13 protein-coding genes are annotated in these 13,459 nt (G+C 31.0%); 5 read left to right on the forward strand and 8 right to left on the reverse strand.

The window, feature by feature from the left end; translation table 11 throughout:
• Positions 1–14 precede the first annotated feature (14 nt).
• The gene (locus tag ACQ629_RS02455; RefSeq protein WP_483706377.1) at positions 15–449 is read right to left on the reverse strand and encodes a hypothetical protein; all 435 of its coding nucleotides are present in this window, start codon (positions 447–449) and stop codon (positions 15–17) included.
• Between the two features lie 136 nt (positions 450–585).
• Between ACQ629_RS02455 and ACQ629_RS02460 the strand changes: the two genes are divergently transcribed.
• Positions 586–1,809, forward strand: a complete 1,224-nt coding sequence (locus ACQ629_RS02460; protein ID WP_483706378.1) for a peroxiredoxin family protein — start codon at positions 586–588, stop codon at positions 1,807–1,809.
• A 199-nt stretch (positions 1,810–2,008) separates the two neighbouring features.
• Positions 2,009–2,497: an HPP family protein gene (locus tag ACQ629_RS02465; protein ID WP_483706379.1), complete on the forward strand. Its 489-nt coding sequence runs from the start codon at positions 2,009–2,011 to the stop codon at positions 2,495–2,497.
• Between the two features lie 25 nt (positions 2,498–2,522).
• Here ACQ629_RS02465 and ACQ629_RS02470 read toward each other — a convergent pair whose 3' ends face one another.
• A complete protein-coding gene (locus ACQ629_RS02470) occupies positions 2,523–5,051 on the reverse strand; it encodes a DEAD/DEAH box helicase (RefSeq protein WP_483706380.1) in 2,529 nt (842 codons plus the stop codon).
• Between the two features lie 61 nt (positions 5,052–5,112).
• On the opposite strand from ACQ629_RS02470, the gene ACQ629_RS02475 reads away from it, so the two are divergent.
• Both ACQ629_RS02475 and ACQ629_RS02480 read left to right on the forward strand, forming a co-directional pair.
• Positions 5,113–6,324 carry an RsmB/NOP family class I SAM-dependent RNA methyltransferase gene (locus ACQ629_RS02475; protein ID WP_483706381.1) on the forward strand — a complete coding sequence of 404 codons (1,212 nt, stop codon included), beginning with the start codon at positions 5,113–5,115 and terminating at the stop codon, positions 6,322–6,324.
• A 343-nt stretch (positions 6,325–6,667) separates the two neighbouring features.
• A complete protein-coding gene (locus tag ACQ629_RS02480) occupies positions 6,668–7,102 on the forward strand; it encodes a hypothetical protein (protein ID WP_483706382.1) in 435 nt (144 codons plus the stop codon).
• A gap of 42 nt (positions 7,103–7,144) precedes the next feature.
• On the opposite strand, the gene ACQ629_RS02485 is transcribed toward ACQ629_RS02480, so the two are convergent.
• From ACQ629_RS02485 to ACQ629_RS02500, 4 genes are all read right to left on the reverse strand, one after another.
• Positions 7,145–7,606 (reverse strand): MaoC family dehydratase, encoded by a 462-nt coding sequence (locus tag ACQ629_RS02485; protein WP_483706383.1) that lies wholly within the window; start codon positions 7,604–7,606, stop codon positions 7,145–7,147.
• A 14-nt stretch (positions 7,607–7,620) separates the two neighbouring features.
• Positions 7,621–8,265 (reverse strand): trimeric intracellular cation channel family protein, encoded by a 645-nt coding sequence (locus ACQ629_RS02490; protein WP_483706384.1) that lies wholly within the window; start codon positions 8,263–8,265, stop codon positions 7,621–7,623.
• A gap of 150 nt (positions 8,266–8,415) precedes the next feature.
• Positions 8,416–9,534, reverse strand: a complete 1,119-nt coding sequence (locus tag ACQ629_RS02495) for a DEAD/DEAH box helicase (RefSeq protein ID WP_483706385.1) — start codon at positions 9,532–9,534, stop codon at positions 8,416–8,418.
• A 31-nt stretch (positions 9,535–9,565) separates the two neighbouring features.
• Positions 9,566–9,958 carry an acyl-CoA thioesterase gene (locus ACQ629_RS02500; protein WP_483706386.1) on the reverse strand — a complete coding sequence of 131 codons (393 nt, stop codon included), beginning with the start codon at positions 9,956–9,958 and terminating at the stop codon, positions 9,566–9,568.
• Between the two features lie 101 nt (positions 9,959–10,059).
• Here ACQ629_RS02500 and ACQ629_RS02505 point away from each other — a divergent pair, with 101 nt between their 5' ends.
• The gene (locus ACQ629_RS02505) at positions 10,060–11,397 is read left to right on the forward strand and encodes an MATE family efflux transporter (RefSeq protein WP_483706387.1); all 1,338 of its coding nucleotides are present in this window, start codon (positions 10,060–10,062) and stop codon (positions 11,395–11,397) included.
• Here the strand turns inward: ACQ629_RS02505 and ACQ629_RS02510 are convergent.
• Together ACQ629_RS02510 and ychF are read right to left on the reverse strand one after the other, a co-directional pair.
• The gene (locus ACQ629_RS02510; RefSeq protein WP_483706388.1) at positions 11,389–12,060 is read right to left on the reverse strand and encodes a DUF2461 domain-containing protein; all 672 of its coding nucleotides are present in this window, start codon (positions 12,058–12,060) and stop codon (positions 11,389–11,391) included. The two genes, ACQ629_RS02505 and ACQ629_RS02510, sit on opposite strands and share 9 nt — an antisense overlap.
• 217 nt (positions 12,061–12,277) lie before the next feature.
• Complete coding sequence (gene ychF, locus ACQ629_RS02515; protein ID WP_483706389.1) at positions 12,278–13,369, reverse strand: redox-regulated ATPase YchF; 1,092 nt, start codon at positions 13,367–13,369, stop codon at positions 12,278–12,280.
• Positions 13,370–13,459: the final 90 nt, after the last annotated feature.

Consider the following 13,459-nt stretch of genomic DNA (forward strand, 5'->3'; position numbering starts at 1 on the left):
TTATATAAAATTTGTTATTTTTTAAATAAACTGTTAATTTCTTCTAATGTTAACAGTCTAGATTCTGTTAAAACATCAGGCTCTCTACTAACATATTGCTCAATTTGTAATTTAATTTCCCCTTCGTGGCGTTCATACTTTAAGTAAACAACATCACCATTTGCTTTTATTTGGTATTTACTTCCTGAGGCCTCTTCAAAACCTCTAATCATTATTCCATGTAACTTATCGGCATCATTATCTACATTTTTAAATGTAAATGAAACATACTCGTTTATTGGATTATTTATATTTTTATAAAATAAATTATATGCTTCATCTCCTATTTTCTCTAGGTAAACGAATTCTACCCTACCAACAATTTCAATTTTTGCGGTTTCTATAAATTCAATTTGAGAATACGACGCAACAGAAACAAAAAATGTTGCTAAAAAAAATAGTTTTTTCATAAATATTAGAGTTTAAAGTTTGATATAAATATATTTGATTATAATTAAACAGAATAACGTTTTATTAAATAAAAAATTACATTCTTATTTTGAAATATTTTTTTCCATCAAAAAAAGTAAATTAAATACATTTTATATGACTATTAAAATGAAATTATTCGCCTTTGCTACTTTACTTTTATGTCTTGCTTCTTGTAAAAAGCATAATAACTTATTAGAATTAACAACTTACAGAGCAAGCTTAAAAGTACAGGATAATCAAGAACTTCCATTTACATTTAAGGTAAAATCTAGTAGTTTAATTGAAATATATAATGCTGATGAAGTTATTATTGTAGATGAAATTACCTATAAAAATGATTCTATTTATATACAAACACCTGTTTTTGAAGGTTATATTGTTGCCAAAATTTCTAATGACAAGTCATTAAAAGGTTATTTTGTAAAGCCAACTTTAAACAGGTCTGTTTTATTTAACGCTACAGCCAAAAATACATCAAGGTTTAAAATAACTAAAAAACCATTATATAATATTACAGGAAACTGGCAAACTGTTTTTAGTCCTAATAAAAAAGAAGACCGTTATATTGCAAAAGGTATATTTACTCAAAATAAAAACAAAGTCGTTGGTACTTTTAGAACAACTACTGGTGATTACCGCTATTTAGAAGGTATCATAAATGGTGATTCCTTAAAGCTATCTACTTTTGATGGCGCACATGCTTTCTTGTTTACAGCCAAAGTAACCGACTCAACCATAACAGGTAATTTTTACTCTGGAAATCATTGGAAAGAACCTTTTACTGCAAAACTGAATGCAAATTATAAATTACCAAGTGAAAATACTCTCACTAGTTTAAACAAAGGTTACGATAATTTTAACTTCTCTTTCCCTGATGAATCTGGTAAGTTAGTTTCTTATTCTGATGAACGTTTTAAAAATAAAGTTACTATAGTGCAAATTATGGGTACCTGGTGTCCTAATTGTCTAGATGAAACTAAATATTATGTAGATTATTTAAAAAATAATTCAACCCTAAACGTTCAGTTTGTAGCGCTGGCGTTTGAAACAGATAAAACATCTGAAAAAGCTTTCGAAAAGATTAATCGATTAAAAAAACGATTAAAAATAAACTACCCTATTTTATTAGCTCAATACAAAGGTGTTAATAAGCAAGAGGCTGCTGAAAAGTTGCCGATGTTAAACCATATACTTTCGTATCCAACAACAGTGTTTATTGATGAAAAAGGTAAAGTACGTAAAATACATACTGGCTTTAATGGACCTGCTACTGGACAAAAATATATTGATTTTAAAAATGAGTTTGAGAACTTTATAGATACTTTAATTAAAGAATAAATTTTAAAAGAGAACTCTTTTATTTAATATATAAAGCTGTTGTTAGGCGTATCAAAAATAATTTCAATTTAAAATATAAGTGAGTAAAAAAAGAAAAAGGTTAGGTCAAAAAATAAAGAGAAATGCTAGAATTTCAAGATATATAAAGAAACATTAATTGACTTTAAAGAGCAATTTTGGTCTTTTATCGGTGCTTTTTTTGGAATTGGGGTTAATAGCCTTTATTCAATCTTCTTATTTACCTCGACTAGAAAATATTCTTTTAATTGGTTCATTTGGAGCTGCTAGTGTGCTTATTTTCGGTGCTATACAGAGTCCGCTTGCCCAACCACGTAACTTTGTTGGTGGTCAAGTAATTTCAGCGTTAATTGGTGTAACTGTATTTAAATTTTGTCCGAACATAATATGGATTACAGCCCCACTTGTAGTTGCGAGTTCTATTGTTATTATGCAGGTTACAAAAACCTTACATCCACCTGGTGGTGCTACAGCTCTTATCGCTGTTATTGGTACAGAAAAAATAAAGAGTTTAGGGTATTTTTATGTTTTCTCACCTGTACTAACAGGTACTTTAATATTATTTATTACTGCGCTTATTTTTAATAACATGACAAAACACCGACAATACCCAACAAGTAGTAGGTTAACAAGAGTGTTTAAAAGTAAAAGACTTTCAAAAAAACTGTAATGAAATATCTGAGATATGAAAACCGCTAACTAATATTACTCCAAAGTCCGCTTGTTTTTTGTATTTGACTGTATACTTTTAATAAACTAGCATTTTGGGGTTTAGTAATCGTTGCATCTTCTTCTAAAACCCGAATAGCTGTTTGTCGTGCTTTGTGCAAAATAGCTCCGTCTTTTACAACATCTGCAATTTTAAGGTTTAGTACGCCACTTTGTTGCGTACCCATAATATTACCGGGACCACGGAGTTTTAAATCTACCTCTGCAATTTTAAATCCGTCAGTAGTTTCAACCATCGTTTGCAAACGCGTTTTACTATCAGAAGATAATTTAAAACTCGATAATAAAATACAATAACTCTGTTCTGCACCACGCCCTACTCTACCTCGTAACTGGTGTAATTGACTCAATCCAAAACGTTCAGCGCTTTCAATAACCATTACAGATGCATTTGGTACATTTACACCAACCTCAATTACTGTAGTTGCAACCATTATTTGAGTTTCTCCTTTTACAAAACGATTCATTTCGTATTCTTTATCCGCAGGCTTCATCTGTCCATGCACAATACTAATTTGATATTTTGGGGACGGAAAATCACGAACAATACTCTCGTAACCATCCATTAAATCTTTATAATCCATCGCTTCAGATTCTTGAATTAAAGGATACACAACATATGCTTGACGTCCTTTATTTATCTCATCCTTTAAAAACTTAAAAACACTTAAACGGTTGCTGTCATAACGATGCACGGTTTTAATTTCTTTACGACCAGGAGGTAATTCATCAATTACCGAAATATCTAAATCTCCATAAACCGACATTGCCAATGTTCTCGGAATTGGTGTTGCGGTCATTACCAATACATGCGGTGGCACAGATTTATCAACGCTTACCGAAGAAAGGTTTTTTAAGCTAGTTTCTAGCTTTGCTATAACGCTTTCTAAATCTTCTGTAATTTCTTTTTCGCTTAATCGAATAATCTGATACCCAAATTCATTTAAAATTGTGGTTCTTAAATTAGCTGCCTCTATCTGTTCGGGCGTAACATGGTATTTTCCATCAACCTCTACAATTAACTTCTTTTCTAAACAGATAAAATCGACCATAAACTCATCAATAATATAATATCTTCTGAATTTAAAAGTGGGTTTTTTAACACTTAAAGCCTCCCACAAAGTTCTTTCTTCTTTGGTTGTTTTATTTTTACGTTTTAATGCTATTTCTTTTAATAATTTATACTCTGAAGGATGTGTTTCTTGATATTTTTCTCGAACTACTATGCCTTTTTCTTCGGAAACCGCTTTTACCGGATTTTTCTCCCATAATTTTGATCGTTGTGCTACTCCAAAACGATGTTGCTCATCAATAATTGAAATTCCTAAATTCTTAAACTGTACTTTATCTTCTAAAATGGCATGCGTTCCGATTAAAATATGCACAGATCCGTTTTCTAAACCAGTGTGAATTTCACGACGCTTTTTTATTTTACTAGATCCTGTAAGTAATTCAACTTTTATCGCTGTTCCTTCTAACAGCTCTACAATTCCGTGATAATGCTGCGTTGCCAAAATTTCGGTCGGGGCCATTATTGTTGCTTGATAACCGTTATCAATTGCAATTAACATACTTAATAAAGCTACAATTGTTTTACCAGAACCAACATCACCTTGCAACAAACGATTCATGTGCGCACCAGAACCAATATCTTTTCTTATTTCTTTTAAAACTCTTTTCTGAGCATTGGTTAATTCAAAAGGTAAATTATTTTTATAAAAATTAGTAAATTGTTCTCCTACTTTCTCAAAAACATAGCCTTTGATTTTTGATTTTCGGATGAGTTTTTTTTGCAATAACTGTAATTGAATAAAAAATAATTCTTCAAACTTTAAGCGATATTCAGCCTTTGCTAATAATTCTTGACTTTTAGGAAAGTGGATATTTAACAAAGAATCTTTTTTTCCTAACAACTGATTTTCATCAATTAAATACGTTGGTAACGACTCTTCTATTTGTCCGAATGCTTGCTGAAATAAATTCTGAATAAAACCTCTTAAAATTTTATTACTAATTCCTTTATTACTTAATTTCTCTGTGGATGGATATACAGGCTGCATAGAAGTTTGCAACTTACTTTTATACTCTTTTACCGTTTCCATTTCTGGATGCGGCATGTTTGCAATATTATTATACCAATTTAATTTTCCGTAAATCACATAAGGAACATCCGTTTTTAAACTATCCTTTATCCATTTTGCGCCTTTAAACCAAACTAAATCTATCGAACCCGTAGCATCAGAAAATGTTGCCACTAACCTACTGCCTCTTTTTTGTTGCACTTCTTTAATGCTCGTTATCCTACCAACCACCTGAACCTCAGCAGTATTTTGCGACAATTCATTTATGGTATAAAACTGCGTTTTATCAATATAACGAAACGGAAAAAGGTACAATAAGTCATTGCACGTTCTTACACCTAACTCGGTATACAACAATTCTGCTCGGGCTACACTTACGCCTTTTATGTATGTTACAGGATGATTTAAATTCATTAAATACGAAAATACAAAAAGACATTAAAATCAACTATCTTTGCACTCTTAAATTCACCAAATGAGATTACATAGAAATTTAGTTTATGCAGTGATTGATAGTTTACGCGACGTTTTTAACGACGACGTATATGCAGACAAAGCTGTTGAGAAGGCATTGAAAAGAGATAAAAGATGGGGCGCACGAGATAGAAAATTTGTTGCTGAAACTATTTACGATATTGTACGTTGGAAACGTTTATACGGTGAAATTGCCGATGTAAAAACTCCATATTCTAGACCCGATTTATGGCGTTTACTAGTAGTTTGGTGTGTATTAAGAGGTATTAAATTACCAGATTGGAACCAAATTGAAGAAACCCCTACAAGAAGAATTAAAGGTAAGTTTGATGAGCTTTCACAAACTAGAAAATACAGAGAGTCTATTCCTGATTGGATAGATGAATTAGGTGTTAAAGAATTAGGTGAAGATATTTGGACAAAAGAAATTGCAGCTTTAAACAAACGAGCTGACGTTATTTTACGTACAAACACTTTAAACGTAACTAAAGAACACTTACAAAACGATTTAAAACAAGAAGGTATTGAAACCGAATTTATTGATGGTTGTGATGATGCTTTACGTTTAGTAGAACGTGCCAATGTTTTTAAAACGGAAGCTTTTCATAAAGGTTTCTTTGAAGTACAAGATGCTTCGTCTCAATTAGTAGCTGCTTATTTAGATGTTGAGCCAGGTATGAAAGTAATTGATACATGTGCGGGTGCGGGTGGAAAAACATTGCATTTAGCTGCTTTAATGAAAAACAAAGGGCAAATTGTAGCGATGGATATTTACGAAAGTAAATTGAAAAAATTAAAAGTTAGAGCACGTAGAAACGGTGTTAGTAATATCGATTTAAAAGTAATCGATTCTACCAAAGTAATTAAAAAACTATATGGTAAAGCAGATAGAGTTTTAATTGATGCGCCTTGTTCTGGTTTAGGTGTATTGCGTAGAAACCCTGATAGTAAATGGAAGCTACAACCTGAATTTATAGATAATATTAAAGAAATTCAGCAAGATGTTTTACAACGATACTCCAGAATGGTAAAACCTGGTGGTAAATTAGTATATGCTACTTGTTCTGTATTACCTTCTGAAAATCAAGATCAAGTAAAAATATTTTTAGCTTCTGAAGATGGTAAAGATTTTTCACTTGTAAAAGACAATAAAGTATTGGCTCATAAATTTGGTTTTGACGGATTTTACATGGCTCAATTAGTTAGAAAATAATATTTTAGTAGTATTCTTATTTTATTACGGAATGATGCTTTTCATAAAATTCAAAAGGCTCGTGATTTTTAAATCACGAGCCTTTTTCAATCAACTATTAAAAACTAACGAATTACAAAACTATTCGTTTTATAATTACTCTTATATGACGATACTATTCTTAAATCGTTACACCAAAACTTTACTTTAACTCTTTTTTAAAAATTTTCTTTTTTTACTTATTAAATAAAAATTTTACTCACTTTATATTGAAATCAAAACAACAACACGCTCATATCTTATAAATTTTTATTTATAGTTGTTTATACTTATTTTAGGTGCAACTAACTAAAACTTCAATCTTATGACAAATTCTAACCAACCCAATACTTTATTTTGGGTAATTGGTGTTATTTCATTACTATGGAATGGAATGGGTGTTAATCAATACCTACAACAAGCCTATAATACAGATACTTTTAAAGCAATGTATCCTGATGAAAAATTATTAGAAATGGCGCAAAACACTCCTTCTTGGGCAATGGCTGCTTTCTCAATAGCTGTTTTCACTGGTTTTCTTGGAAGTGTATTTCTATTATTTCGTAAAAAAATTGCGAAACCTATATTTATGGTTTCCTTAGTAGCTATTAGTATACAGATGGTATATAATGTTTTTATAAGTGGAGCTATTGAAGTATACGGTGCTGGTGTTTATGTAATGCCAATTATAGTAATAGTATTTGCTGTTTTTATACTTTGGTACAGTAAAAATTGTGAAGCTAAAGGCTGGCTTTCATAAGTATTAAAATATTTTAAAGCTGTCTTATTTTAGATAGCTTTTTTATTCTATCAAAACAAAAATAAATTCAGCTACACAAGCTGGTTTTTCTTGCCCTTTTATCTCTATTAAACAATTGAATATTAATTTTTTTCCGTTAGGAAAGTCTTCTATTTCTTTTAAAGAACTTACCAATCGTAATTCACTATTTACAGGCACAAAATTTGGAAAACGCACTTTATTTAATCCGTAATTTAAGCCCATTTTAACGCTTTTAATTACAATTAAATCTGATATCAACTCCGACAACATAGCAACAGACATAAATCCGTGAGCTATTGTAGTTCCTGTTGGTGAGTATTTAGCCGCTTTTTCTTCATCAATATGAATCCATTGTTTATCTAAAGTAGCATTGGCAAAATCATTAATCATTTGTTGGGTAACCTTAAACCAAGCTCCCACTGGCAAAGATTTACCTTCTAAACTGTGTAATACTGCTAAATTTTCAAAAACTAATTTACTCATATCAATACTATTATTTACTTACCATAAACATCATCTTTCACCTTTGGTAACTCTAATTCATATTTTACAGCAATTGTTCTTATTATAAAAATAACAATAGCTGGAATTATAAAATGAAGGTTTTTATTTACATTAAAATTCATTAAAATTAGATATACCACGCCGCCTGCTAAACAAGCAGAAGCATATATTTCTTTTTTAAAAATTAACGGTACTTTTCGGGTAAGTACATCTCTAAGGACTCCACCAAAAACAGCAGAAACCATTCCCATAACCAATGCAATAAATGGGTGTAAATCGTAAGCTAATCCTTTCTCTAATCCTAATAATGTAAATACACTAATACCAATAGTATCGAATAGAAACATGGTTTTTCTTAGCGGTGCTATTTTACTTCTAAAAAGAAATGTAACAGCTACAGCTATTAAAATCGTCCAGATATAATTAATATCACCAATCCAGTTTATTGGATGTGCATTAATTAAAACATCTCGCATCATACCACCACCTACTGCGGTAACAAATGCAATGATAATAACTCCGAATAGATCAAAGTTTTTTTTCATTGCAACTAGTGAGCCACTTATCGCAAATGCAAATGTACCTACATAATCTGCTGTGGTAGTTAAACTATCAAGGTTTAAAAGGGTTTCAAACATATTGTGATATTAAAAACTTTTTGAAAGACTATTAAAACAATAACAAATCTAATTAATAAAATTAAAACAACTTTACTAATTTCAAAAGTACTTACCTTATATATCATTAACGAATGTACCCGCTATATCAAGAGCGTAAATAATATCCACTTATATCTTTATTTCAGAGATTCTTATTTGTAAAGTTCTTTCTACTTCTTTTATATTATTTCTTTCATTATTAAGAATCAATACTAAAGAAACTCCTTTTTTACCTGCTCTTGCAGTTCTACCACTTCTGTGTGTGTAATATTCAATTTGTTCTGGTAATTGATGATGTACAACAAATCCTAAATTATGTACATCAATCCCTCTTGCGGCAACATCTGTTGATACTAAAATTTGAAGACTTTCATTTTTAAAAGCGCGCATTACTTTTTCACGATCTCTTTGCTGCATATCACCTTCTAAAGCTTCAACAGAAAAACCTTCTTCTTTTAACTCTTTCGTTAATTTTTGAGCTCCTGCTTTTGTTCTAGCAAAGATAATTCCCCTTTCAGCATGTCTTTTTTCTAAAAACTTAACAATTACATCTACTTTTTCTGGAATTGTAGTTTGCACAAACTGATGCGTAATGTTTGCGTTTACCAATGAGTTTTTATTTACTTCAACCTGTTTTGCTGAAGCATCCATATATTTTTTAATAATATTTCTTATTTCATCTGGCATTGTTGCCGAGAACAACCATGTTTTTCTTGTACCTGAAGTATATTTTAAAATACGATTTATATCTAATTTAAACCCCATACTTAACATTTCATCAGCTTCATCAAGTACCAAGGTGTTTATGTCTTTTAGATCTACTTCACCTCTTTCTATCAAATCAATTAAACGACCTGGAGTTGCGACTACTACATGGGTAGTTCTTTTTAGATTATTAATCTGACGGTCAATTTTTTCTCCACCATAAACAGCTTCTATAAAAATCTTATCATCTACATATTTTGTAAACTTAAATAATTGTTTTTTTATTTGTTGAACCAACTCTCTTGTAGGCGATAATATTAACGCCTGAATTGTGTCTTTTGATGTGTCTATCTTATGTAAAGCAGGCAAACCATAAGCAGCAGTTTTACCCGTACCTGTTTGTGCCAACCCAATAAAATCAGCATCGTTTTGTAATAAATAAGGTATTGCTTGTTCTTGTACTTCAGTAGGCGTTGTTATTCCTAACTCCTTTAATCCCTGAACATATTCTTTTCGTATTCCTAATGCTGTAAATGTTGTCATCCTCTTTATTTATAAATGCAAAGATATTGCTTTATTTTTTTCCTAAAAGTAAGTTTGTTACTTCTTTAGTTACTCTTTTTGGTTTTTGTGTTTTTGCGTCTAACAAACAAAATGTGGTTTGCGACTTCACTAAAAGTGTTTCCCCTCTTCGCATTTCGAAATGACGAACAGATTTTATTCCTGCTGTTTCACCAACCCACGTTTTAACAGTAATTTCATCTCCTAAAACACCCTGTTGTTTGTAATCAATCTCATGGCGAATTACAAACCAAACATAATCTGGTTTTGGTATCTCTTTTATTAACAACGACCAATGATCTGCAGATACTTCTTGCATCCACTTTACATACACCACATTATTAACATGGTTATACTCATCTATTTCATTTGAAGTCGCAATGTATTTTTTTTCGTAAAAATTCATTTTGCAAAACTACAGCAATGATGTTAATTATTACTTAAATATATCTTCAATTTTGTTACTATACCATTTTATTGCTGATCTTCGAAGATTGAAAATTAAGGATGAATAAAACTACAAGTAACTTTGGTACCGAAAAGATTAGTAAACTTCTTTTAAAGCAAGCATTACCTGCTTCTATAGGAATTTTAGTAATGTCGTTAAATATGATTGTCGACACTATTTTTGTGGGTCGTTGGATTAGTGTTATGGCAATTGCTGCCATTACGGTTGTTTTACCAATTGCTTTTTTAATTTCATCTATCGGAATGGGAATTGGTATTGGTGGTAGTTCTATTATTTCAAGAGCATTAGGTAAAGGTGATACCTCAAAAGCTTTTAAAGTATTCGGAAATCAAATTAGTTTAACTGTTTTCTTATCTGTATTATTTGTAGCTATAGGAATCTTTTTTGGCTTTTCGCTTTTGCAGTTGTTTGGTGCTAAAGGAGAAATATTAACTCCTGCTACCGAGTATTTTAATGTTATTCTTTGGGGAGTTCCTTTTTTAGCTTTTGCAATGATGGGAAATCCTGTGGTAAGAGCCGTTGGAAAACCTAATTATGCCATGCTTACGTTAATTTTCCCTGCTATTATAAATATTCTTTTAGATGTTGTTTTTATAAAATTTATGGATATGGGAATGTATGGTGCCGGACTAGCCACTTCTTTCTCTTATGCTGTAAGTGGTTTATTTATATTATGGTTCTTCTTATCTAAAAACACCGAGCTAAAAATTATTCCGAAGTATTTTATTATTGATTTTTCAATTTTAAAAGAAATTATTGCTCTAGGTGGAATTACCATTATTAGACAAGGAACCATTAGTGTTTTAATAATTATTTTAAATTATACGCTATTTAAATATGGCGGAGAAATATCAATTGCAGTATATGGAATTATCAATCGAGTAATGATGTTTTCTCTCTTTCCTGTATTAGGTGTAACACAAGGTTTTTTACCTATTGCTGGTTTTAACTATGGCGCTAACAATACGGTAAGAGTTAAAGAGTCTATAAAAATTGCGATAACTTTTGGTACGGCAATTGCTACACTTATTTTTATATTAATTATGGTATTTCCTACTGAACTCGTAAGTCTTTTTACTGATGATGTTCATCTGATTAACCTTACTTCTAGTGCTTTAATTATAACATTTTTAGCAACCCCTGTAATTACAATACAATTAATAGGTTCTGCTTATTTTCAAGCAGCCGGAAAAGCTTTACCTGCTTTATTATTAACTTTATTAAAACAAGGTTTTTTCTTAATTCCGTTAGTATATATTTTACCTAAATTTTATGGTATAAATGGTGTGTGGATGTCTTTTCCTATTGCTGATGTATTAGCAACTTTAGTTACTTATTTATACTTAAGGAAAGAAGTTAAGCGCCGTTTAAATTAAGCTTTCTCCGTTTAAATTTGTAGTTAACACATCGCTCATTAAGTTAAAAAAAGGACGTAAAGCTTTAAAAGAGGTATTTACTTCGGATAAAAATTCTTTAGATAGCACTTCTTGATCTGTAAAATTACGAACTGCAATAAATCCTTTTTTTCGCAATAAATCGATATCTGGATGGTTTTTATCGAATCCTCTTGGTGCAGATTTCAATTCAGCTCCTTCGAATTTAGCTCCAAAATTCTTTATAAATTCCGGATCTTTTAAAATGTCTCTAAAATCAGAGGCATCCATTTCTATTTCTTTTCGAATACGCAATAAATCTTCTTTATTCGGTTCCCAAAATCCGCCAGCTAAAAAACTTTCTCCCGGACGAATACGTAAGTAATAACCTCCACGTAAATGTTTTCCTTTTCTAGAAAAAGAACCAGCAAAATGTGGTTGATATGGTGTTTTATCTTTCGAAAAACGAACATCTCGATAAATTCTGAATAGCTTAAATTTATCTATTTCGTCGTGTTTTTCTAAATCTTCTCTTATTTGTGCGTAAAAACCTTTTGCATAGTCTTGTACTTCTTTAAAAGCATCTTTTTGTGCTGCAAACCAATCGCGATTGTTGTTTTCTTTTAAGTTTTTTAAAAATTGAAGCGTTGATTTTTCTAATTGCATGCGAATTCGTTTTTTACATTTTGAAAGGTACAAAAAAACGCTGTAGATGAATCGACAGCGTTTGTGTATTTTGTTTTTTTGCGTTAAGGATTGAATGGTTTGTTTGAGCTCTTTTTTATTGTCAATTCGAGTGAATTTGCTTTTCCGTAAATTATTATCGAGCATACAATAAAAAAAGCGAATAATGAAAGCCCGCTCGAACGCCCAAACTAGTATTTTAAACGTTAAATCTAAAATTCATAATATCACCATCTTGCACGATGTACTCTTTACCTTCGATACCTAATTTACCTGCTTCTTTTACTTTTTGCTCACCACCTAAAGTAGTATAATCTTCGTATTTAGTTACTTCGGCACGGATAAAACCTTTTTCGAAATCGGTGTGAATTACTCCGGCTGCTTGTGGTGCTGTATCTCCTACATTAATAGTCCAAGCTCTTACTTCTTTTACTCCTACGGTAAAATAAGTTTGTAAGTTTAATAATTTATAAGCTGCTCTAATTAAAACAGAAGCTCCTGCTTCTTTTAAGCCCATATCAGCTAAAAACATTTCGCGCTCTTCGTAATCGTCTAACTCCGTAATATCTGCTTCTGTACCAACTGCTAAAACAATTACTTCAGCATTTTCATCTTTTACAGCTTCTCTTACTTTAGTAACATAATCGTTACCGTTTACAGCAGCTCCTTCATCAACATTACATACATATAATACTGGCTTTGCAGTAATAAACTGTAATGTTTGAACAATTTCTTGGTCTTTTTCTGAAAACTCTATAGCTCTTACTGAAACTCCTTTTAATAAAGTTTCTTCAACTCTTAATAGAATTTCTAATTCTATTTGTGCTTCTTTATTACCAGTTTTAGCGGTTCTCTTTACACGCTCTAAACGCTTCTGAACAGTTTCTAAATCTTTTAATTGTAATTCAATATCAATCGTTTCTTTATCTCTAATAGGATCTACAGAAGCGTCAACATGAATAATATTGTCGTTATCGAAACAACGTAAAACATGAATAATTGCATCTGTTTCACGAATATTCGCTAAAAATTGGTTTCCTAATCCTTCTCCTTTACTTGCTCCTTTTACCAAGCCGGCAATATCAACAATCTCAACAGTTGCAGGCATTACTCTTTCTGGATTTACCATTCCTTCTAAAACCTGAATTCTAGGATCTGGTACATTTACAACACCTATATTAGGTTCTATAGTACAAAAAGGAAAGTTGGCACTTTGCGCTTTTGCATTAGATAAACAATTAAATAACGTTGATTTCCCTACGTTTGGTAACCCTACAATTCCTGCTTTCATTCTGTTCTTTTATTGAAAATTTGCGTTGGCAAATATACTATTTTGCTTTGAATTCCTGACCTTTATTTAATGTTGAATTCTGTTCAATAT

This window comes from Tenacibaculum sp. SM2510, from assembly GCF_057002845.1.

Bases quoted from the DNA above. Each gene is read 5' to 3' on its own strand.
- ACQ629_RS02505 (WP_483706387.1), top strand. From the start codon at position 10,060: ATGAATAAAACTACAAGTAACTTTGGTACCGAAAAGATTAGTAAACTT.
- ychF (WP_483706389.1), bottom strand. From the start codon at position 13,369: ATGAAAGCAGGAATTGTAGGGTTACCAAACGTAGGGAAATCAACGTTA.
- ACQ629_RS02490 (WP_483706384.1), bottom strand. From the start codon at position 8,265: ATGTTTGAAACCCTTTTAAACCTTGATAGTTTAACTACCACAGCAGAT.
- ACQ629_RS02500 (WP_483706386.1), bottom strand. From the start codon at position 9,958: ATGAATTTTTACGAAAAAAAATACATTGCGACTTCAAATGAAATAGAT.
- ACQ629_RS02485 (WP_483706383.1), bottom strand. From the start codon at position 7,606: ATGAGTAAATTAGTTTTTGAAAATTTAGCAGTATTACACAGTTTAGAA.
- ACQ629_RS02455 (WP_483706377.1), bottom strand. From the start codon at position 449: ATGAAAAAACTATTTTTTTTAGCAACATTTTTTGTTTCTGTTGCGTCG.
- ACQ629_RS02495 (WP_483706385.1), bottom strand. From the start codon at position 9,534: ATGACAACATTTACAGCATTAGGAATACGAAAAGAATATGTTCAGGGA.
- ACQ629_RS02510 (WP_483706388.1), bottom strand. From the start codon at position 12,060: ATGCAATTAGAAAAATCAACGCTTCAATTTTTAAAAAACTTAAAAGAA.
- ACQ629_RS02460 (WP_483706378.1), top strand. From the start codon at position 586: ATGACTATTAAAATGAAATTATTCGCCTTTGCTACTTTACTTTTATGT.
- ACQ629_RS02480 (WP_483706382.1), top strand. From the start codon at position 6,668: ATGACAAATTCTAACCAACCCAATACTTTATTTTGGGTAATTGGTGTT.
- ACQ629_RS02475 (WP_483706381.1), top strand. From the start codon at position 5,113: ATGAGATTACATAGAAATTTAGTTTATGCAGTGATTGATAGTTTACGC.
- ACQ629_RS02470 (WP_483706380.1), bottom strand. From the start codon at position 5,051: ATGAATTTAAATCATCCTGTAACATACATAAAAGGCGTAAGTGTAGCC.